At 62.6% G+C, this 18,278-nt stretch carries 17 protein-coding genes; 13 read left to right on the top strand and 4 right to left on the bottom strand.

Annotation, left to right across the window (positions count from 1 at the left end; translation table 11 throughout):
* Positions 1–23: 23 nt before the first annotated feature.
* On the top strand, positions 24–488 hold the full coding sequence (locus tag ACZ445_RS06595) for a CopD family protein (RefSeq protein ID WP_058425246.1): 465 nt from the start codon (positions 24–26) through the stop codon (positions 486–488).
* 102 nt (positions 489–590) lie between these two features.
* Here the strand turns inward: ACZ445_RS06595 and ACZ445_RS06590 are convergent, their stop codons facing one another.
* Entirely contained in the window at positions 591–1,349 is a 759-nt protein-coding gene (locus ACZ445_RS06590; RefSeq protein ID WP_464708596.1) for a collagen-like protein, read from the bottom strand.
* A gap of 160 nt (positions 1,350–1,509) precedes the next feature.
* The gene (locus ACZ445_RS06585) at positions 1,510–2,205 is read right to left on the bottom strand and encodes a PA1041 family peptidoglycan-binding anchor lipoprotein (RefSeq protein WP_464708102.1); all 696 of its coding nucleotides are present in this window, start codon (positions 2,203–2,205) and stop codon (positions 1,510–1,512) included.
* 190 nt (positions 2,206–2,395) lie between these two features.
* On the opposite strand from ACZ445_RS06585, the gene ACZ445_RS06580 reads away from it, so the two are divergent.
* Genes ACZ445_RS06580 through ACZ445_RS06565 form a run of 4 tightly spaced genes read left to right on the top strand, consistent with a single transcriptional unit; the run spans position 2,396 to position 4,073 of the window.
* Entirely contained in the window at positions 2,396–2,893 is a 498-nt protein-coding gene (locus ACZ445_RS06580) for a DUF6231 family protein (RefSeq protein ID WP_179030218.1), read from the top strand.
* A gap of 4 nt (positions 2,894–2,897) precedes the next feature.
* Complete coding sequence (locus tag ACZ445_RS06575) at positions 2,898–3,368, top strand: YchJ family protein (protein ID WP_058425250.1); 471 nt, start codon at positions 2,898–2,900, stop codon at positions 3,366–3,368.
* 19 nt (positions 3,369–3,387) lie between these two features.
* Entirely contained in the window at positions 3,388–3,870 is a 483-nt protein-coding gene (locus tag ACZ445_RS06570; RefSeq protein ID WP_058425251.1) for an LEA/WHy family protein, read from the top strand.
* Positions 3,867–4,073, top strand: coding sequence for an SEC-C metal-binding domain-containing protein (locus ACZ445_RS06565; protein WP_057975615.1), 207 nt, complete (start codon positions 3,867–3,869; stop codon positions 4,071–4,073). Before ACZ445_RS06570 ends, ACZ445_RS06565 begins: the two co-directional genes overlap by 4 nt.
* 142 nt (positions 4,074–4,215) lie before the next feature.
* Here ACZ445_RS06565 and ACZ445_RS06560 read toward each other — a convergent pair whose 3' ends face one another.
* The gene (locus ACZ445_RS06560) at positions 4,216–5,601 is read right to left on the bottom strand and encodes an ATP-binding protein (RefSeq protein ID WP_464708101.1); all 1,386 of its coding nucleotides are present in this window, start codon (positions 5,599–5,601) and stop codon (positions 4,216–4,218) included.
* The gene (locus tag ACZ445_RS06555) at positions 5,598–6,308 is read right to left on the bottom strand and encodes a response regulator (protein ID WP_058425253.1); all 711 of its coding nucleotides are present in this window, start codon (positions 6,306–6,308) and stop codon (positions 5,598–5,600) included. Before ACZ445_RS06555 ends, ACZ445_RS06560 begins: the two co-directional genes overlap by 4 nt.
* 197 nt (positions 6,309–6,505) lie before the next feature.
* Here ACZ445_RS06555 and ACZ445_RS06550 point away from each other — a divergent pair, with 197 nt between their 5' ends.
* From ACZ445_RS06550 to ACZ445_RS06515, 8 genes are all read left to right on the top strand, one after another.
* Positions 6,506–8,911 carry a TonB-dependent receptor gene (locus tag ACZ445_RS06550; protein WP_464708099.1) on the top strand — a complete coding sequence of 802 codons (2,406 nt, stop codon included), beginning with the start codon at positions 6,506–6,508 and terminating at the stop codon, positions 8,909–8,911.
* 86 nt (positions 8,912–8,997) lie between these two features.
* Positions 8,998–10,110 (top strand): ABC transporter substrate-binding protein, encoded by a 1,113-nt coding sequence (locus tag ACZ445_RS06545; protein WP_058425255.1) that lies wholly within the window; start codon positions 8,998–9,000, stop codon positions 10,108–10,110.
* Positions 10,107–11,165, top strand: coding sequence for a FecCD family ABC transporter permease (locus ACZ445_RS06540; RefSeq protein ID WP_464704898.1), 1,059 nt, complete (start codon positions 10,107–10,109; stop codon positions 11,163–11,165). The genes ACZ445_RS06545 and ACZ445_RS06540 overlap by 4 nt, the downstream gene beginning before the upstream one ends.
* A complete protein-coding gene (locus ACZ445_RS06535; protein WP_058425257.1) occupies positions 11,162–11,947 on the top strand; it encodes an ABC transporter ATP-binding protein in 786 nt (261 codons plus the stop codon). Before ACZ445_RS06540 ends, ACZ445_RS06535 begins: the two co-directional genes overlap by 4 nt.
* Positions 11,948–12,052: 105 nt before the next feature.
* Positions 12,053–12,697, top strand: coding sequence for a glutathione binding-like protein (locus ACZ445_RS06530; RefSeq protein ID WP_058425258.1), 645 nt, complete (start codon positions 12,053–12,055; stop codon positions 12,695–12,697).
* Positions 12,698–12,836: 139 nt separating this feature from the next.
* Entirely contained in the window at positions 12,837–15,278 is a 2,442-nt protein-coding gene (locus tag ACZ445_RS06525) for a penicillin acylase family protein (protein ID WP_058425259.1), read from the top strand.
* A gap of 215 nt (positions 15,279–15,493) precedes the next feature.
* Entirely contained in the window at positions 15,494–16,498 is a 1,005-nt protein-coding gene (locus ACZ445_RS06520; RefSeq protein ID WP_464708098.1) for a ligase-associated DNA damage response exonuclease, read from the top strand.
* Positions 16,495–18,129 (top strand): ATP-dependent DNA ligase, encoded by a 1,635-nt coding sequence (locus ACZ445_RS06515; RefSeq protein ID WP_058425261.1) that lies wholly within the window; start codon positions 16,495–16,497, stop codon positions 18,127–18,129. Before ACZ445_RS06520 ends, ACZ445_RS06515 begins: the two co-directional genes overlap by 4 nt.
* Positions 18,130–18,278 lie beyond the last annotated feature (149 nt).

The raw sequence follows: 18,278 nt of genomic DNA, 5'->3' as shown, positions 1-18,278 counted from the left end.
CCCGCGCAGAACGGAGTACCACAATGACCGCGTTTAGCCTCGCTTACACCCTGCATGTATTGGCCGCCCTGGTATGGGTCGGCGGTATGTTTTTCGCCTGGATGATCCTGCGCCCCGCCGCTGTGGCGGCACTTGAAGGCCCTGCCCGGCTCAAGCTGTGGGCAAATGTGTTTCAACGTTTTTTCGTATGGGTGTGGGTTGCCGTGGCGGTTTTGCCGATCAGCGGCATTGGCCTGCTGCACTTGCGCTTCAACGGGTTTGAGACGGCACCGCGTTATGTGCAGGTGATGATGGGCTTGTATCTGGTGATGACGGCGCTGTTTATCCGCATCCAGGCGCTGAAGTTCCCGGAACTGCGCAAGGCCGTGGCGGCTGAGGACTGGCCGGCGGGCGCGGCGGTGCTGGGGCAGATTCGTCGGTTGGTGGGGATCAACCTGATTGTGGGGTTGGTGGTGGTGGCGATTGCTTCGGCTCGGCCGATGTTCTAAGGCGGGCTTTAGTCCGCCATCGGGGGCAAGCCCCCTCCCACAGTTGGAATGCATTCCGATTGTGGGAGGGGGCTTGCCCCCGATGGCGTCAGACCAGGCAATTCAAAGCCGCTGGATGGTCACAGTCCCCGCAGGCCCTGCCGGCCCCGGCTGCCCTTCCAAGCCTGGACGACCTTTCTCGCCACCATCGGCGCGGTACACCAGGCAGCCTTTGGACTGGCCGCCCTTGCCCGGTTTGCCTGCCGTGCCGGCCAACCCACCGGGACCGCCATCGACCCAGACCTTGATATGGTCAGCCGGGAAATCCTGCGGCAACTCGACCCGTACCTGCGCGCCCGACGCACCCGGCAAGCCATCGCCGCCATTATCACCATTGGCGCCACGACCGGCCGAGCCCCAGGTGCAACCCGGATCCACGCCATTGGCACCGTCCAGCCCGGCATAACCCTGGGCACCGGCACCGCCACGGGCGTCCACCGAAAGTTCTTCTGCCGCCAGGGAATTGATGCGCAGGGTCAGGTCACGCCCGGCCTTGGCCGGTTTTTCGTGAGTACCGGGAGCACCGCGGGAGGTGATCTGGCTGCCGTGCTCCAACTGCGCATGGCGCACCTGCAATTGCAGCGCGGTGCTGCCGGGCACAATGGCGATACGGGCGTCACGGCCCAGGCGCAACTCATCCACGCTGACCTGGCTGATGTTGGCGGGGATCAGCAAGGTGCCGTAGTCCGCCACCTCCAGGCGCTCCAGTTGCAGCACGCTGGTGCTGTTCGGCAGGCGCATCAACGAGTTGGGTTCAACACTGACGCTCTGGGCCAGGGCAACGGGGCTGACCAACAGGGCCAACAGAAAAACCTTACGCATCATGGAGCTCCCCTGATTTTTTTCAAAAAATATTTCTAGTTTTTCTTTGGACGCACAGTAACGACTTCCGCAGGCGCTTTGCCAGTGAAGGATCAAAAAAGTTGATAAAGGGGAGGATTGGCAGCATTGCCCCTGTGGGATTCCACAGGGGCAAGGGTCGTCAGCGGTTGATCTGGATTTCCGTACGACGGTTCAAGGCACGGCCTTCAGCGGTTTTGTTGTCGGCTACCGGATGGCTCTCGCCTGCGCCGGTCACCGATACAAAGCTGCTGCGCGGCACACCGGACTTGATCAGGTACTCGACCACCGAATGCGCGCGTTTTTCCGAGAGTTTCTGGTTGTAGGCGTCTTTGCCAACGCTGTCGGTGTGACCGCTGACCCGTAGTTGAGCGCCTGGGGCTTCCTGTTTCAGGCGGGTGGCGACGGTGTCGAGCTTGGTTTTATCCGCCGCCGTCAACTTCGCCGAGTCGAACTGGAAGTGCACGTCACGGATCACAATGGTTTCTTCCTTGACCACGACCACTTCCTCAACCACAGCCGGTGGCGGCGCGGGTGGGCAGCCATTGGCATCCACCTGCACGCCTTTCGGCGTGCCTGGGCACTTGTCACGGCTGTCAGGCACACCGTCGCCGTCCTCGTCACCGTCGCCATGCACCCAGCAATAGGCGCCGGCCATACCGCCGACCAATAACGCGCCGTAGCCCGCATAGGCCGAGCTTTCAGTGGCACCGATCGCCGCACCGGTCACACCACCAACGGCGGCGCAGGTGGGCCAGTCGGTTTTTTGCAAACCTGCGCAACCTGTCAATACTCCGGTTAGCAGAACCAAGGGTAGAGCTGTCCGCATGATGCTCATTGAATTTCTCCTGAGGGGATCGGCGGGGGCCGATGAGTGGAGTAAAGACGGCTCTTTTCATCTGCGCCACTACGCCACGCCCCCGTATTCATTGAGGATCGTCGCCCTCGTAGGACTTTTCGCCACCGCCCGCTCTAGGCCCGCACGCTCAGCCGCGCTAGTCTCTACGGTCCTGATGTGAGGATCTCTGATGACCGCCGGTATTTCTGACCGTACACCCCAGCAGGCCCTGGCCGCCTTGCTCGACTTGCACCAGCCCAAACGCCTGTTGCTGTTGGGCGCCAGTCAGTTCCCGGCGCTGGAAGCTTTTCAAGCAGCACACCCTGACACCCAGGTTGCTCTTGCCCCACCCGGCCCACTGCCGGCGGAGCTGGCGGCGCAGCGTTTTGACCTGGCGCTGGTGGTGGACTGCCTGGAGCACCTGTCAAAACCACAAGGCCTTACCCTGCTCGGCGGCATCCGCAACCTCAACGCCAGCCGTATTGCGGTGCTGGTGGACCTGGGTGCCTGCGACTGGAAGGACACCGACTTCTTCTCCCTGGCCCTGCAGGCCGGCGAGCGTTTCCAGCGCGACGAGCAGGTGCTGACACTGTTTACCTATGATCTGCTTGACTATAAACAGGTGCCGGACTGGCTCAATGCCCGCTTCTGGGCCAACCCGGAAAACTTCGGAAAGTATTGGTGGTAACCCGATGAGTACATCCATTTGCCCCTGCGGCAGTGGCAACCTGCTGGATGCCTGCTGCGGCCATTATCACGCCGGGCACCCGGCGCCCTGCGCGACCGCGTTGATGCGCTCGCGCTACAGCGCCTACGTGCTGGGCCTGGTGGACTACCTGGTGGCCACCACCCTGCCCGCGCAACAGCCCGGCCTGGACCGTGCCGCCATCGCCGCCTGGAGCGCCCAGAGCACCTGGCTCGGCCTTGAAGTGGAAAGCTCCGAGGTATTCGGCGGCCAGCCGGAACACGCGTTCGTGACCTTCACCGCGCGCTGGCATGACAGCACCGGCGAACATAGCCACCGCGAGCAGTCTTCTTTCGTACAGAATGACGGGCGCTGGTACTTCATCGACCCGACCGTGGAAGTGAAGACCGGACGCAACGATGCCTGCCTGTGCGGCAGTGGGCAAAAATTCAAGAAGTGTTGTTCCAGCTATCTCTAACCACCACAGGACTCACGCCATGCTCCGGATCTACAGCTTGATGCTGGCGTTAACCCTTGGCCTGACCGGCTGCGCGTCGTGGTTCGAAGACGACGCGCCGCCGCCCCACGTCTCCCTGGTGAAGGTCGAAGTGGTGCGGGCCAAGCTGCTGGAGCAGAAATTCAAGCTGTACTTTCGCGTGGACAACCGCGACGACGCCGACCTGACCGTGCGTGGCCTGATCTACAAGGTGACGCTGGATGACTTTGTGCTGACCGAAGGCGAGTCCAACGAATGGCTCACTGTGCCGCCGCGAGGCCATGCCTTTTTCAAGGTGTCGGTGCGCACCAACCTCTGGCCGCAGATCCGCGACGTGGTGCAGATGCTGAAAAAACCCGACCGCCCCGTGCCCTATCGCCTCGAAGGCGAGCTGAAAACCGGATTATTCATCGGTTATGACGTGCAGGTGAACCACAATGGCGAGATAATCCCCGGCGATTTTATTCCGGAGCGACATCGATGACTCAGCAACCCCATGTCCATGGTCCTGACTGCAACCACGATCACGATCACCATGATCATGATCACGACCACGGCCATGTCCACGGCCCGAACTGCGGCCACGCTCACCAGGAGCCGGTGCGTAATGCCCTGAAGGACGTGGGTCGCAACGATCCTTGCCCGTGCGGCAGCGAGAAGAAATTCAAGAAGTGCCACGGGGCGTAAAGCCACGCTGAAGATTTAAATGTGGGAGGGGGCTTGCCCCCGATAGCGGTATACCAGTCTCCTATTCAGCGCCTGACAGCCAGCAATCGGGGGCAAGTCGAATCGTCGCACCGCCCCTCCCACATTCAGTTGCGTTCCACATTCAGGATTTGCGTTGAAACACCAGTTCCACCTCAAGGCCTCCGCCTTCCCGATTGCGCAATTCCAAACGCCCGCCATGCGCCTTGGCGATGCTGTGGGCAATGCTCAATCCCAAGCCATACCCGCCGGTCTCGGCATTACGCGAACCTTCCACCCGATAGAACGGTTCCATTACTTGCTCCAACTGTTCCTGGGGAATCCCCGGCCCTCGGTCGCAGATGACGATCTTCAAGCTGTCCGCCTTGTCCTCGACCCGCACCACCACATCACGGCCATACCGCACGGCGTTCTCCAGCAGGTTCTGCACGCAACGTTTAAGGCTGCGGGCATACCCGGGCAATGGCTGCTTCGCTCGGCCCTCAATCACCACCTGTTCGCCAACGTCCTGTAGGTCCGCCTGCAAGCTTTGCAGCAAGGCGTTGATATCGATGTTCTGTCGCGTCTCGTTGATTTCGCCGCTGCTGACAAAATCCAGCGTGCTGGACACCATGTGCTCCATTTCTTCCAGATCGCTGCGAAAACGCTCCTTGGTGCGATTGTCCTCAAGCATCTCGGTGCGCAGGCGCAGCCGTGTGATCGGTGAACGCAAGTCGTGGGAAATGGCCGCAAGGAAACGCGTGCGCTCGGCGATGTTGGCGATCAGCCGCTGTTGCATCGCATTAAATGCCTGGGCGGCGCGGCGAACTTCGGTGGGGCCATCCACCGACAGCGGCGGACGCTGGATATCCCGGCCCAGTGCCTCGGCGGCCTTGGCCAGCGCGTTGAGCGGGCGAATCGCCAGGCGCACCGCAACTAGGGCGATCACCACCAACACCAGCACCCGCAACAGGTAGATGCGCATCACGTAATCGAACAACAGGTCCAGCGGCGAGGTACTGGTCCAGCCCTGCTCTTCACTGGCATCCACCTGCAACCAGCGCCCGTCGGGCAGGCGCAGGTCGATCAGAAACTGCCCCACCACCGGCTTGGAGCCGAGCAAGGTCGATAGCCCGGCGGTTTGCCCATCGCCATCGACCAAAGCCAAGCGCAACAGGATCAGGCTCTGGGCATAACCGGTTTTTTCCGACAGCACCTTCTTGATCAATCGCTCGGTGGGCCGGTCGCTGTCGTGCAGGGTGCTCGGGGTGTTGCTGGCCTGGTCGCTGAGGGTCAGGCGGAAGTTTGGCGTGTCGAGCAGCTTGATCAGCGCATCCGCCTGCTGCGGATCGCTGTGCACCAGGCGCACCACGTCCGCCAGGCGCGTGGCGATCAACCGCGCGGGAATTTCCAGCACCTGCCCATGGCGTCGGTCGTACCAGATGCTGCTGGTCAGGGCCTGCGCCGCAAGCATGCCGCTGACCAGAATCAGCACCAACCGCCCGAACAGCGAACGCGGCAGCAGTCTCACGACTCCAGCACCACGTCATCGGCGGTGAGCATGTAGCCCTCGTTGCGCACGGTCTTGATCAACCCCGCTGGCAGTTGCGAGCGCAGACGGCTGACGCACACATCGATGGAGCGGTCGAACGGTGTGCTGTCCTTGTCGAACACATGGTTGAGCAGAAAGTCGCGGTTCAACGGCCGGTTGGGGTGCTGCAACAACAGGCGCAGCACGCGGTAATCCGAATTGCCCAGGCTGACCACCACGCCCTGCGGCGACAGCAATTGCCGCGCCCGTGTGTCGAGTTGCCAGCCGGCAAAACGAATGCTCGGCGCTTCATCCAGGCGCGCGCGGTCGGGAAAACTCTGCACCCGGCGCAGCACCACCTTGATCCGTACCAGCAGCTCGCGCGGGTCGAAGGGTTTGGGCAGGTAGTCGTCGGCGCCGATTTCCAGGCCGACGATACGGTCGATCAACGAGCCCTTGGCGGTGAGCATCACCACCGGCGTATTGGAGTTCACCCGCAGTTCGCGGCACAAGCTCAGGCCGTCTTCGCCGGGCAGCATCAGGTCGAGCACAATCAGGTCGATGACATTCAGCGCCAGGCGGCGGCGCATTTCCTTGCCATCGGCGGCGGTGGATACCTGGAAGCCGGCGTCGCTCAGGTAGTCGCAGAGCAGTTGGCGGATTTGCGGGTCGTCATCAACGATCAGCAGGTGGTCTTGCTTGGCCATGGGCAGTCAATCCGAAAAACGATGAAACGCAGCAAATAGCCGAAAGTTCAGCCAGCAGCGCAGGCAAATGTAATGGAATGTTGTAGGAAACCCTAATCACGCATCAGCGATACAAACCTGGGGTATGGCAGGCGAAATCGCTCTTTAGACTACCGAACCTAAATGAGAGTAATTGTAATTTAGACTCGGACACTACCATGTCATTGCCCCTATCATTGCCCCTATCATTGCCCACGCCTCACCGCCACACGCTGCACACCACCCTGGCCCCGATGTTCGGTTTGCTGGCTGCCGGCAGCGTCGCACCGGTTGCCCTGGCTGACGCCCCAACCGCCACGTCCAGCGATTCGGTGTTGAACCTGCCGGAAATCAAGGTCGACGGCGAAGCCACTTCCACCTTCAAGGTGGATCGCGTCACCTCGGCCAAAATCAGCCAGCCGCTGCTGGACGCACCGCAAAGCGTAACCATCGTGCCGCAACAGGTGCTCAAGGAGCAGAACGCGCAGACCTTGCAGGAAGTGTTGCGCAATGTGCCGGGTATTACCTTTATGTCCGGCGAGGGCAACCTGGGCTGGGGCGATCTGTTTTCGATCCGTGGGTTTTCCTCCGAGCAGAGCCTGACTGTCGACGGTGTGCGCGATGCCGGCATGTCCACGCGTACCGACACCTTCAACCTGCAACAGGCCGAAGTGTTCAAGGGCACCGGTTCCATCGAGTCCGGGGTCTCGGCCGTGGGTGGCAGCGTCAACCTGGTCAGCAAGGAAGCGCACCTGGGCGATGCCAACAAAGTCTCGGCCGGGATCGGCACCGACAGCTACCGCCGCCTCACTGCCGACCTGAATAAACAGCTGAACGACACCACCGCCGTACGCATCAACCTGATGAAGCACTACAACCAGGTGGCCGAGCGCGACGACGTGGACTACGACCGCTGGGGCATCGCCACCTCGTTCGGCTTCGGCCTGGGCACCGATACACGCTTCTTCGTCGACACCGTCTACCAGAAAGACACCAACACCCCGGACGGCGGTGTGCCGATCCAGCGTGGGACAAATGGCGACCGCATGCCAGGGGTGAAACGCTCGAATTGGTACGGCGACTCCCGCCTCTACACCCAAGAGAACAAAACCACCTCGCTCACGGCGCGCTTCGAGCATGACTTCGCCTGGAACGACGCCAACCTGCGCAACCAGACGCGCTGGGAACGCAGCGACAACTTCGCCGTGCTGTCGCCGGCGCGTTTCTTCGCCGCCAATGCCAACGGCCAGAAGACCTGCACCGGCACCCGCTGTGCGACGCTGGGCTACACCGGCGCAGGCCCGATCAGCCAAGTGCCCGGCAGCACGGTGAATGCCTACACCGACTACGTGAACAACAGCAACACCGCCTACGGCATCCTGCGCGGCAGCGACTTTGGTTTGTCCAAGCGCTACACCATCCTGGACAACCAGACCGACTTCAATTTCAACCTCACCACCGGCAGCCTGCAGCACGCGGTGGTCAGTGGCGTGGAGTTCTATCACGAGACCTACGGCGGTCTGAAACGCAACGCCGAAGTGCCGGCCGGCAACATGCTGTTTGACATGCACGACCCCAGCCAGAGCTTCGCCAGCACCTACGTGACCAAAGGCGAAGGCGACCCGCGCTCGGTGATCGACAACGCCGGTCTCTACGTGGGCGACACCATCACCCTCAACGAGCAATGGCAAGTACTCGGCTCGCTACGCTACGACAACTGGCGTGCCGAAACCCGCCAACGCGGCCAGGCGACGATCAGCAGCACCGATGGTGCCGTCAGCGGTCGGGTCGGCGCGGTGTTCAAGCCGTTGCCCAACGGCAGCATCTACGTGTCCTACAGCGAGGCGGCGCAACCGTCGGCGCTGGGCGCGTCCACCAACAACCAGATCTACGGCGCGGCCAGCACCAGCAATTACAGCCCGGCCAAATCCAAGACCTATGAACTGGGCACCAAGTGGGACATTGCCCACGACAGGCTCAACGTCACGGCGGCGATCTTCCGCACCGAACTGGACAACGCCTGGGAATACCAGGACGGCGAATCCGCCCCGGTGCGCGCCCTGCCCGCCAAACGCGTCGACGGCATCGAGCTGGGCCTGCAAGGCAATATCACCCCGCGCTGGACCGCCTACAGCGGTTTCTCGGCGCTCAAGAGCACCCAGACCAAAGGCATCAACAAAGGCGCCGAAGCCAAGAACGTCCCGGACCTGACCGCCAACCTGTGGACCACCTACGCCGTCACCGACACCCTGAGCCTCAGCTACGGCGAGCAATACGTGGGCCGGCGCCGCTACACCGACAACAAGTACGTCGGCGGTTTGAACAACAACAGCAGCTACGCCAACGGCCCGTCCGGGGTCTACGCGATCTACACCCGCGACCACGAGAAAGCCCCTGGCTACTGGGTGAGCAACCTGGCCGCGCAATACAAGGTGAACAAGGACACCACGGTCAACCTCAACCTCAACAACGTGTTCAACACGTTCTATTACAGCCAGGTCGGCGCGTCCCTCGATGGCTTCCAGCTCTACGGCATTCCGGGCGCCGGGCGCACCCTCACCGCCAGCGTCGACTACGAGTTCTGAACCGTGCTGATCGAGATCCCTGCCTCACAACCCTTTGCGGCGCTGGAGCAATACCTGATGCGCCGCCTTCACCTGGAGTCCCTGCCATGCTGAAACCCCGTAATGTGTTCAAGCTGGGCGTACTGTTCGCCGCGTTGGTTCTTGGCCATGCCGAGACCGCTGCCGCCCATGAAGTCACCGATGTGCTGGGCCGCAAGGTCGAGGTGGCGGACAACGTCAAGCGCGTGGTCCTCGGTGAAGGCCGCTTGATTTCGGCGTTTGCCCTGCTGGACCGCGATGCGCCGTTCCAGCGCATCGTCGGTTGGCAGAACGATTTGAAGCTGCTCGACCAGCACACCTATAACGCCTACGTGGCGAAATTTCCGACGGTCAAAGACATCCCCCTGATCGGCCAGGCGTCGGAACAAAGCGTCAGCGCCGAGGAAATCCTCTCGCTCAAACCCGACCTGGCCGTGTTCAGCATTTCCGGCCACGGCCCCACCGAACACAGCCCGGTGGCCGATGTGCTGGCCAAGGCGGGCATCCCGGTGCTGTTCGTCGACTTTCGCATCAACCCGGTGCAAGGCACCCACACCAGCATGAACGCGCTGGGCCAGGCGCTGGGGCGCGAAGCCCAGGCCAAGGCTTTCCTGGACGTCTATGACCAGCACCTCAAGGTCATCACCGATGCCGTCGCCACCTTGCCGGCCGGCCCGCGTCCGAGCGTGTTCCTCGAACTGCTGGCCGGTGCCTGGCAAACGCCGGGGCACACCACCGGCAAGAGCGGCATGGGGGAAGTGATCAAGCTGGTGGGCGGGCGCAACATCGCCGCCGATGTGGTGCCGGGGGCACTGGGGGATATCAGTGTGGAGTACGCGTTGAAAGCCGATCCGGATGTGTATGTCGCCACCGGTAACCACAAACCGGGGCTGGTCCTGGGTGCCGGCGTGAGCCATAACGAGGCGCGTGAAGCCTTTGATCGCGTATTGGCGCGTCCCGAGTTCGCCAACCTGCGTGCCATCCGCGCAGGCAATGCCCACGGCCTGTGGCATGACTTCTACAACTCGCCGTACAACCTGCTGGCGATTGAGTCGCTGGCCAAGTGGGTGCACCCAGAGCTGTTCGCCAAGCTGGACCCGCAGGCGACCATGGAACAGATCAACCAGCAGTTCCTGGGGATGCCGTTGCAGGGCGCCTATTGGATCGACACCTCTAAATGACCACGCAAACCCTCGACCTCGCGTCCGCCACCCACGGCTATCGCCGCCTGCTGGCGCGGCGTGCCTGGCTATTGGCGCTGCTCGGCACGGCGCTGGTCTGCGCCCTGCTGGTGGACCTGGCCAGCGGCCCGTCCGGCATGGGCCTGCCGGCCTTGCTTGACGGGATTGTGCACCCGTCCCACCTCAGCGCCACCGACCAGGTGATCATCTGGAACGTGCGCCTACCCTACGCGTTGATGGCGATACTGGTGGGCTGTACGTTGTCGCTGGCCGGGGCGGAGATGCAGGCGATCTTGAACAACCCGCTGGCCAGCCCGTTTACCTTGGGCGTGTCGTCGGCGGCGGCGCTGGGGGCATCCCTGGTGATTGTGTTTCCGGTGACGACCCTGTGGGTGTCGGCCAATACGGCGATTTCCATTTCGGCGTTCATCTTCGCCGCCGCCTCGGTGTTTTTGCTGCAAGCCATGTCGCGCCTGCGGGGCGCCGGCGTAGAGAGCCTGGTGCTGTTCGGCATCGCCCTGGTGTTCAGTTGCAACGCGGTGGTGGCTTTGTTGCAACTGGTGGCCACCGAAGATGTGCTGCAACAACTGGTGTTCTGGACCCTGGGCAGCGTGACCCGGGCCAACTGGGACAAGCTCGGCCTCCTGGCGCTGGTGGTCGTGGTGGTGCTGCCGTTTTCCTTCGCCGCCGCACCGCGCCTGACCCTGCTGCGCATGGGCGAAGACCGCGCGCAAAGCTTCGGCGTGGACGTGAAACGCCTGCGGTTTTTCTCGTTGTTGCGCATCAGCCTGTTGTCAGCCACCGCCGTGGCCTTCGTCGGCACCATCGGCTTTATTGGCCTGGTGGGTCCGCATATCGCGCGGATCCTGGTGGGCGAAGATCAACGTTTCCTGCTGCCGGCCAGCGCCCTGACCGGCGCGCTGCTGCTGGCGCTTTCGTCGATTGCCAGCAAGCTGATCATGCCGGGTGTGATCGTGCCGGTGGGCATCGTCACCGCATTGGTGGGGGTGCCGATTTTCGTGGTGCTGGTGTTCAAGCGTGGGAGGCAGTTATGAGCCAAGGGTTGAGCGTACACAACGCCAATGTGAGTTATGGCCGCCGGCAGATCGTGCATGACCTGAGCCTGCCGACCTTGCCGCCCGGCAGCCTGACTGCCCTGATCGGCCCCAACGGCGCCGGCAAGTCCACCTTGCTGCGCGCCGTGGCCGGGCTGGAAAAGATGCATGGCGTCGTAAGCCTGGGTGACCTCGACCTGTCGGCCATGTCCGTGGCCGAACGCGCCCGGCGCGTGACCTACATGCCGCAGAACCTGCCACCGGGCCTGAGCCTCAGCGTAATGGAGAGCGTGATTGCCGCCTTGCGCGTAGCGAGTGTGGACGGCATCCCATTGTCCAACGACGCCTGCCTGCGCGAAGCCTTTGCAGCGTTGCAACGCATTGGCATCGCCCATCTGGCCGATCAGTGGTTAAGCACGCTGTCGGGCGGCCAACGCCAATTGGTCAGCCTCGCGCAGCTGATTGCACGGCGCCCCCAAGTGATGCTGCTGGACGAACCCACCAGCGCCCTCGACCTCAACTACCAATTGAAAGTCATGGAGTGCGTGCGTGGGCTGGTGCGCGAACACAACCTGATCGCCGTGGTGGTGTTACACGACATCAACCTTGCCGCACGTTTCGCCGACCATATCGCCGTGCTGCGCCAAGGTCGCTTGTACGCCAGCGGCGCGGCTAAAGACGTGCTCAACCCGCTGTTGTTTGCCGAGGTGTATCGCGTGCGGGCGCGCATCGAGCGCTGTTCAGAGCAGTCGCTGCAGGTGTTGGTGGATGGCGCTTTCTGATTGGCTTCTAAGGGTATGCGCAAATGTTTAATTGAATTTTCGCACGCCCAACATTACCTATACCTACAGGCATCCGTTCAAGCATCACCACTTTTGGAGAGCTTCATGATCGACCTGTATTACTGGACCACCCCCAACGGCCACAAAATATCGTTGTTCCTGGAAGAAGCCGGCCTGCCCTACAAGGTGCACCCGATCAACATTGGCCAGGGTGAACAGTTCAAACCTGACTTCCTGAAGATCGCTCCCAACAACCGCATCCCGGCCATCGTCGACCAGACCCCGACCGACGGCGGCGCACCGATTTCGCTGTTTGAATCCGGCGCGATCCTGTTGTACCTCGCGGAAAAAACCGGCCAGTTCATTGCAAAAGACCTGCGTGGCCGCCAGGAAGTGCTGCAATGGCTGTTCTGGCAGATGGGCGGCTTGGGCCCGATGGCGGGGCAGAATCATCACTTCAGCCAGTTCGCCCCGGAAAAAATCCCCTACGCGATCAAACGCTACGTGGATGAAACCGCACGCCTTTACGGGGTGCTCGACCGACGTTTGGCAGATCGTGCATTCGTCGCGGGTGAGGCCTACAGCATTGCCGACATGGCGATCTACCCCTGGATTGTTTCCCACAAATGGCAGAGCCAGCGCCTGGAAGATTTCCCACACCTGCATCGCTGGTTCAACAGCATCAAGGAACGGCCGGCGACGGTCCGGGCGTATGAACTGGTGCAGAAAGTGAACCCGCCCAAATCCTGAATTGAAGCCTTACTCGCTCCCACACTGATTCGTGCAAGACTCAAGATCTAACGCTTAACCCAAACTCCCGCTTGCGTCGTTTCGCCGCGCTCACTAACGTAGCGCCTTTACTGACGCTACCCCCCGCAGGAGCTTTGCCATGGCCTCGCCAGCCCTCTCACATTTTCTTCCCCGGTTCGGCGTTGCCGCGGCAGTGGCCAGTGCGTTAAGCCTGGCCGGTTGCCAGCTCCAGAGCACCCAGGACACCCTGCCGCCGGTTGCCGGTGTACAGCCGATCAAAGGCCTCGCGCAGAATGTATCGGTACGCCGCAATGCCCAGGGCATGCCGTTGATCGAAAGCAACACCTTCCACGACGCGCTGTTCAGCCTCGGTTATGTGCACGCCAGTGATCGCATCACCCAGATGGTCACCCTGCGCCTGCTCGCCCAGGGCCGCCTGGCGGAGATGTCCGGGCCCGAGGTGCTGGATGCCGACCGTTTCATGCGCGCGGTCAACCTGAAGAAAAGCGCCGGCGAGCTCTACAATGCCTCCAGCCCGCGCCTCAAGCGCTTCTTTGAAGTGTATGCGCGCGGCGTCAACGCCTACCTGTTCCGCTACCGCGACAAGCTGCCGCCGGACCTGGCCCAGACCGGCTACAAGCCCGAGTACTGGAAGCCGGAAGATTCGGCGCTGCTGTTCTGCCTGCTGAATTTCAGCGAGTCGGCCAACCTGCAGGAAGAGATTTCGTCGTTGGTGCTGGCGCAGAAAGTTGGCATCGACAAACTCGCCTGGCTCACCCCCAGCGCGCCGGACGAAGCGATCCCGCTGGCCGAGGCCGAAAAACTCAAGGGTGTGAACCTGGGCCAGATCACCGGCCTGGCCGGGCTGGACGCGGTCAGCCAGCAACTGAGCAGCCTCAACGCCCTGGCAGTCACCACCTCAAGCAACTGGGCCATCGCCCCGCAGCGCAGCCGCAGCGGTAAAAGCCTGCTGGCAGGCGACCTCGCCGCCCAGCCGCAGGCACCGTCGCCGTGGAGCTACGTACAGATCCGTGCACCGAAATACCAGGCCGCCGGCGCTTCGATTGCCGGCCTGCCGACACTGTTGTCCGGCTTCAACGGCAAAGTCGCGTGGAGCATGAGCACGGTCAAGGGCGACACCCAGGACCTGTTCCTGGAGAAGGTCAAGCGCCAGGGCAACGCGCTGTACTACGAGAACAACGGAAAATGGCTGCCGGCGGGCGTGCGTAACGAAACCTTCTTCGTCAAGGGCCAACGCTCGATCCGCGAGGTGGTGTACGAAACCCGTCACGGCGCCCTGCTCAACAGTAGTCAGGCGTTGACTACCGGTCTGGGCCTGGCCCTGCAAACCGCCGACTTCAAGGACGACAAGAGCCTGGACGCGTTCTTCGACCTGTCCCGCGCACAATCCATCGGCAAAGCGTCGGACGCGACCCGGGAAATCCGCGCCATCGCCCTGAACATGATCTTCGCCGACGCCGGCAGCATTGGCTGGCAAGTCACCGGCCGCTTTCCCAACCGTCGCGAAGGCGAAGGCTTGCTGCCGTCGCCGGGCTGGGACACGCGGTTTGACTGGGATGGCTACGCCGACGCGATGCTGCATCCCTATGACCAGGACCCGGCCCAAGGCTGGATCGGCACCGCCAACCAGCGCACCGCGCCGCGTGGCTATGGCATGCAACTGTCCAACTCCTGGGACGCCCCGGAGCGCAGCGAGCGTCTGGCGCAACTGGCCAACGCTGGCAAGCACGACAGCCGCAGCATGATCGCCATGCAGTACGACCAGACCACCACCTTCGCCGCCAAGCTCAAGAGCATGTTCCAGGCGCCGGGCATGGCCCAGCCGCTGAAACAGGCGATTGACGCACTGCCGGCGGCGGAACAGGTCAAGGCCCGTGAAGCGTTGAATCGCCTGATGGCGTTCGATGGTCGCCTGGTGTCCACCTCTGCCGATGCGGCGCTCTACGAACTGTTCCTGCAGGAGAGCACCAAACAGATCTTCCTCGACGAGCTGGGTCCGGAAAACAGCGCCAGCTGGAAAGCCTTTGTCAGCAACGCCGGCTTGTCCTACGCAGCCCAGGCCGATCATCTACTGGGCCGCGAAGACAGCCCGTTCTGGGATGACGTGCGTACGCCACAGAAGGAAGACAAACCGGCGATCCTCGCCCGCAGCCTGGCCGCTGCGATCAGCGCCGGCGACAGCCAGTTGGGTGCCGACCACAAGGCCTGGCAGTGGGGCAAGCTGCACACCACTACCTGGAAAAACACCAGTGGCCAAGTCATTCGCGGCCCGCTGGCCTCCGGTGGCGACCACAACACCTTGAACCCGGCGCCCTACAACTGGGGCCAGGACTTCGCCACCACCCAGGTGCCCGCGCTGCGCCTGATCGTCGACTTCGGCCAGGTGGAGCCAATGATGGGCCAGGGTGGCATCGGCCAGTCCGGCAACCCGGCCAGCCCGAACTATGCCAATGGCATCGACCCGTCGCTCAAGGCGCAATACCTGAGCTTCCCGATGCAACCGCAGAACTTCGAGAAGGTGTATGGGAAGGCCCGGTTGACCCTGACACCCGGTAAATAACCCGGCTTTTCATGAAAAACCTGGATCTAATGTGGGAGGGGGCTTGCCCCCGATAGCGGTGTATCAGCCAGCCAAGGTGCAACTGACCCACCGCAATCGGGGGCAAGTCGAATCGTCGCACCGCCCCTCCCACATTTGGACTGCATGCACTCCGATAGAACTTCTCAGCTCAGCCCCGCCTCATAAGTAACAAGCCCACCTCCCCAGGTCACCCCATGGACCTTGTCATCGCCCGCCCCGAAGGCCTCTACTGCCCCGTCGGAGATTTCTACATCGACCCCTGGCGCCCGGTAGAACGGTCGGTCATCACCCACGCCCACGGCGACCACGCCCGCACCGGCAACCAGCACTACCTGGCGGCCGCCCCCGGCGAAGGCATCCTGCGCTCCAGGCTGGGCCAGGACATCAACCTGCAGACCCTGGCCTACGGCGAGCCACTGGTGCACCACGGCGTCACCCTGAGCTTTCACCCGGCCGGGCATGTGCTCGGCTCGGCCCAGGTGCGCCTGGAGTACCAGGGCGAAGTCTGGGTCGCGTCCGGCGACTACAAGGTCGAGCCCGATGGCACCTGCGCGCCGTTCGAGCCGGTGCGTTGCCACACTTTTATCACCGAATCCACCTTCGGCCTGCCCATCTACCGCTGGCAGCCCCAGGCGCAGATCTTCGCCGGGATCAATGACTGGTGGCAGGCGAACATCGCCGTCGGCAAAGCCAGCGCGTTGTTTTGTTACTCCTTCGGCAAGGCCCAGCGCATCCTGCATGGCATCGACGCCAGCATCGGCCCGATCCTCAGCCACGGCGCGGTCGAGCCATTGAACCGGGTATATCGCGAGGCCGGCATTTATATCCCTGAAACCCTCTACGCCGGCGACTTCAACAAGACCGACCCATTGCTGCGCCAAGCGCTGATCATCGCCCCGCCATCCGCCGGCGGTAGTAGCTGGATCAAGCGCTTCGGCGACTACAGCGACGCCTTCGCCAGCGGTTGGATGCGCCTGCGTGGCACCCGTCGACGACGCGGGGTCGACCGGGGCTTTGTGCTCTCGGACCACGCCGACTGGCCCGGGCTGTTGTGGGCCATCGAGCAGACCGGCGCCGAGCGGGTGATGGTCACCCACGGTTCCGTCGGCGTATTGGTGCGCCATCTACGGGAAAAAGGCCTGGATGCCCAGGGCTTTACCACCGAATACGGCGATGACGAAGAAGAGGCTGGCGCATGAAGGCCTTTGCCGAGCTGTACGCCAACCTCGATGCCACCACCTCCAGCAATGCCAAGCTGGCTGCGTTGCAAGCCTACTTCCGGGATGCCGCGCCGGAAGATGCCGCCTGGGCCGTGTATTTCCTGTCCGGCGGACGGCCACGGCAACTGGTGCCGACGCGCCTGCTGCGGGACATGGCCACAGAAGCGTCCGGCATCGAGCCGTGGCTGTTCGAGGAAAGCTACCAGTCAGTGGGCGATCTGGCAGAAACGATTTCTCTGCTGCTACCGGAATCTACCTACACCTCGGAGGACGGCCTGGCCGTGTGGCTGGAGGAAAAACTCCTGCCGTTGCGCGGCTTGCCTCCCCTGGAATTGGCTGAGCGCCTGCCGGCGTTGTGGGCGCAACTGGATCAACCGAGCCTGATGGTGTGCATCAAATTGATCACCGGCAGCTTCCGCGTGGGCGTGTCCAAGCTGCTGGTCACCCGTGCCCTCGCCGCCATGGCCGAGCTCGACAGCAAGCGTGTGGCGCAGCGGTTGGTGGGCTACACCGACCTGTCCAATCGTCCGACCGCTGAGGGCTACCTCAAGCTGATCGCCGCCGAATCGTCCGACGAGCATGCACAACGGGGCGGCCAGCCTTATCCGTTTTTTCTGGCTCATGGCTTGGCGCAACCGGTGGAGCAATTCGACGCGCTGCTCGGTGCCCCCGCCGACTGGCAGGTGGAATGGAAGTGGGACGGCATCCGTGCGCAACTGGTCAAGCGCGACGGCCGCCTGTGGATCTGGTCCCGTGGCGAAGAGCTGGTCACCGAACGTTTTCCCGAACTTCATAGCCTGGTGAGCGGCTTGCCCGATGGCACAGTGATCGACGGTGAAATCGTGGTGTGGAAGGGGGCAGTACAACCCTTCGCCCTGCTGCAACAGCGAATAGGCCGCAAGACCTTGAGCAAAAAAGTGCTGGAGGATGCGCCGGTGGCGGTACTGGCCTACGACCTGCTGGAACATCGGGGTGAGGACTGGCGCAACCACACCCAGGCCGAACGCCGCGCCCAGCTTGAGCAGGTGGTCAACCAGTGCGACCAACCGGCACTGCTCGCCTCACCACTGCTGACCGCAACCACCTGGGAAGCACTGGCCGAACAGCGTGAAGCCTCTCGCAGCCTCGGAGTAGAAGGCATGATGCTCAAGGCTCGCGATGGCCTGTACGGCGTCGGCCGTACCAAGGACATGGGCGTGTGGTGGAAGTGGAAAGTCGATCCGTTCAGCGTCGACGCAGTATTGATCTACGCCCAGCGCGGCCATGGCCGGCGCGCCAGCCTCTACAGCGACTACACCTTCGCGGTGTGGGACGGCCCGCCCGGCAGTGAACGCTCACTGGTGCCGTTTGCCAAGGCCTATTCCGGGCTGACCGATGAAGAAATGCGCAAGGTCGACGCGATTGTGCGCAAGACCACCGTGGAGAAATTCGGCCCGGTGAGCAGTGTCACGCCGAGCCTGGTGTTTGAGCTGGGGTTCGAGGGCATTGCCCTGTCCAAACGGCATAAGAGCGGGATTGCGGTGCGGTTTCCAAGAATGTTGCGCTGGCGGCAGGATAAAACGGTGGATGAGGCCGACAGCCTTGCCACCTTGCAAGACCTGCTGGCCTGACGCCGATCAACAGGTGGGAAGGGGCTTGCTCCCGATAGCGGTGGGTCAGTAACAGATGAGTCGGCAGGTCCATTGCTATCGGGGGCAAGCCCCCTCCCACATTTGAATTTCTTTATGACTCGAAATGGTGCGCTCATTTTTCTGCGCCC

The sequence above is a fragment of the Pseudomonas allii genome, from assembly GCF_055380095.1.
This window is presented reverse-complemented; position numbering and strand designations above follow the sequence as displayed.

What these genes read in the sequence shown, in the direction of transcription:
- ACZ445_RS06535 (WP_058425257.1), top strand. Translation starts at nt 11,162, where the DNA reads ATGAGCCAAGGGTTGAGCGTACACAACGCCAATGTGAGTTATGGCCGC.
- ACZ445_RS06520 (WP_464708098.1), top strand. Translation starts at nt 15,494, where the DNA reads ATGGACCTTGTCATCGCCCGCCCCGAAGGCCTCTACTGCCCCGTCGGA.
- ACZ445_RS06545 (WP_058425255.1), top strand. Translation starts at nt 8,998, where the DNA reads ATGCTGAAACCCCGTAATGTGTTCAAGCTGGGCGTACTGTTCGCCGCG.
- ACZ445_RS06570 (WP_058425251.1), top strand. Translation starts at nt 3,388, where the DNA reads ATGCTCCGGATCTACAGCTTGATGCTGGCGTTAACCCTTGGCCTGACC.
- ACZ445_RS06555 (WP_058425253.1), bottom strand. Translation starts at nt 6,308, where the DNA reads ATGGCCAAGCAAGACCACCTGCTGATCGTTGATGACGACCCGCAAATC.
- ACZ445_RS06590 (WP_464708596.1), bottom strand. Translation starts at nt 1,349, where the DNA reads ATGCGTAAGGTTTTTCTGTTGGCCCTGTTGGTCAGCCCCGTTGCCCTG.
- ACZ445_RS06595 (WP_058425246.1), top strand. Translation starts at nt 24, where the DNA reads ATGACCGCGTTTAGCCTCGCTTACACCCTGCATGTATTGGCCGCCCTG.
- ACZ445_RS06565 (WP_057975615.1), top strand. Translation starts at nt 3,867, where the DNA reads ATGACTCAGCAACCCCATGTCCATGGTCCTGACTGCAACCACGATCAC.
- ACZ445_RS06575 (WP_058425250.1), top strand. Translation starts at nt 2,898, where the DNA reads ATGAGTACATCCATTTGCCCCTGCGGCAGTGGCAACCTGCTGGATGCC.
- ACZ445_RS06580 (WP_179030218.1), top strand. Translation starts at nt 2,396, where the DNA reads ATGACCGCCGGTATTTCTGACCGTACACCCCAGCAGGCCCTGGCCGCC.
- ACZ445_RS06515 (WP_058425261.1), top strand. Translation starts at nt 16,495, where the DNA reads ATGAAGGCCTTTGCCGAGCTGTACGCCAACCTCGATGCCACCACCTCC.
- ACZ445_RS06550 (WP_464708099.1), top strand. Translation starts at nt 6,506, where the DNA reads ATGTCATTGCCCCTATCATTGCCCCTATCATTGCCCACGCCTCACCGC.
- ACZ445_RS06525 (WP_058425259.1), top strand. Translation starts at nt 12,837, where the DNA reads ATGGCCTCGCCAGCCCTCTCACATTTTCTTCCCCGGTTCGGCGTTGCC.
- ACZ445_RS06540 (WP_464704898.1), top strand. Translation starts at nt 10,107, where the DNA reads ATGACCACGCAAACCCTCGACCTCGCGTCCGCCACCCACGGCTATCGC.
- ACZ445_RS06530 (WP_058425258.1), top strand. Translation starts at nt 12,053, where the DNA reads ATGATCGACCTGTATTACTGGACCACCCCCAACGGCCACAAAATATCG.
- ACZ445_RS06585 (WP_464708102.1), bottom strand. Translation starts at nt 2,205, where the DNA reads ATGAGCATCATGCGGACAGCTCTACCCTTGGTTCTGCTAACCGGAGTA.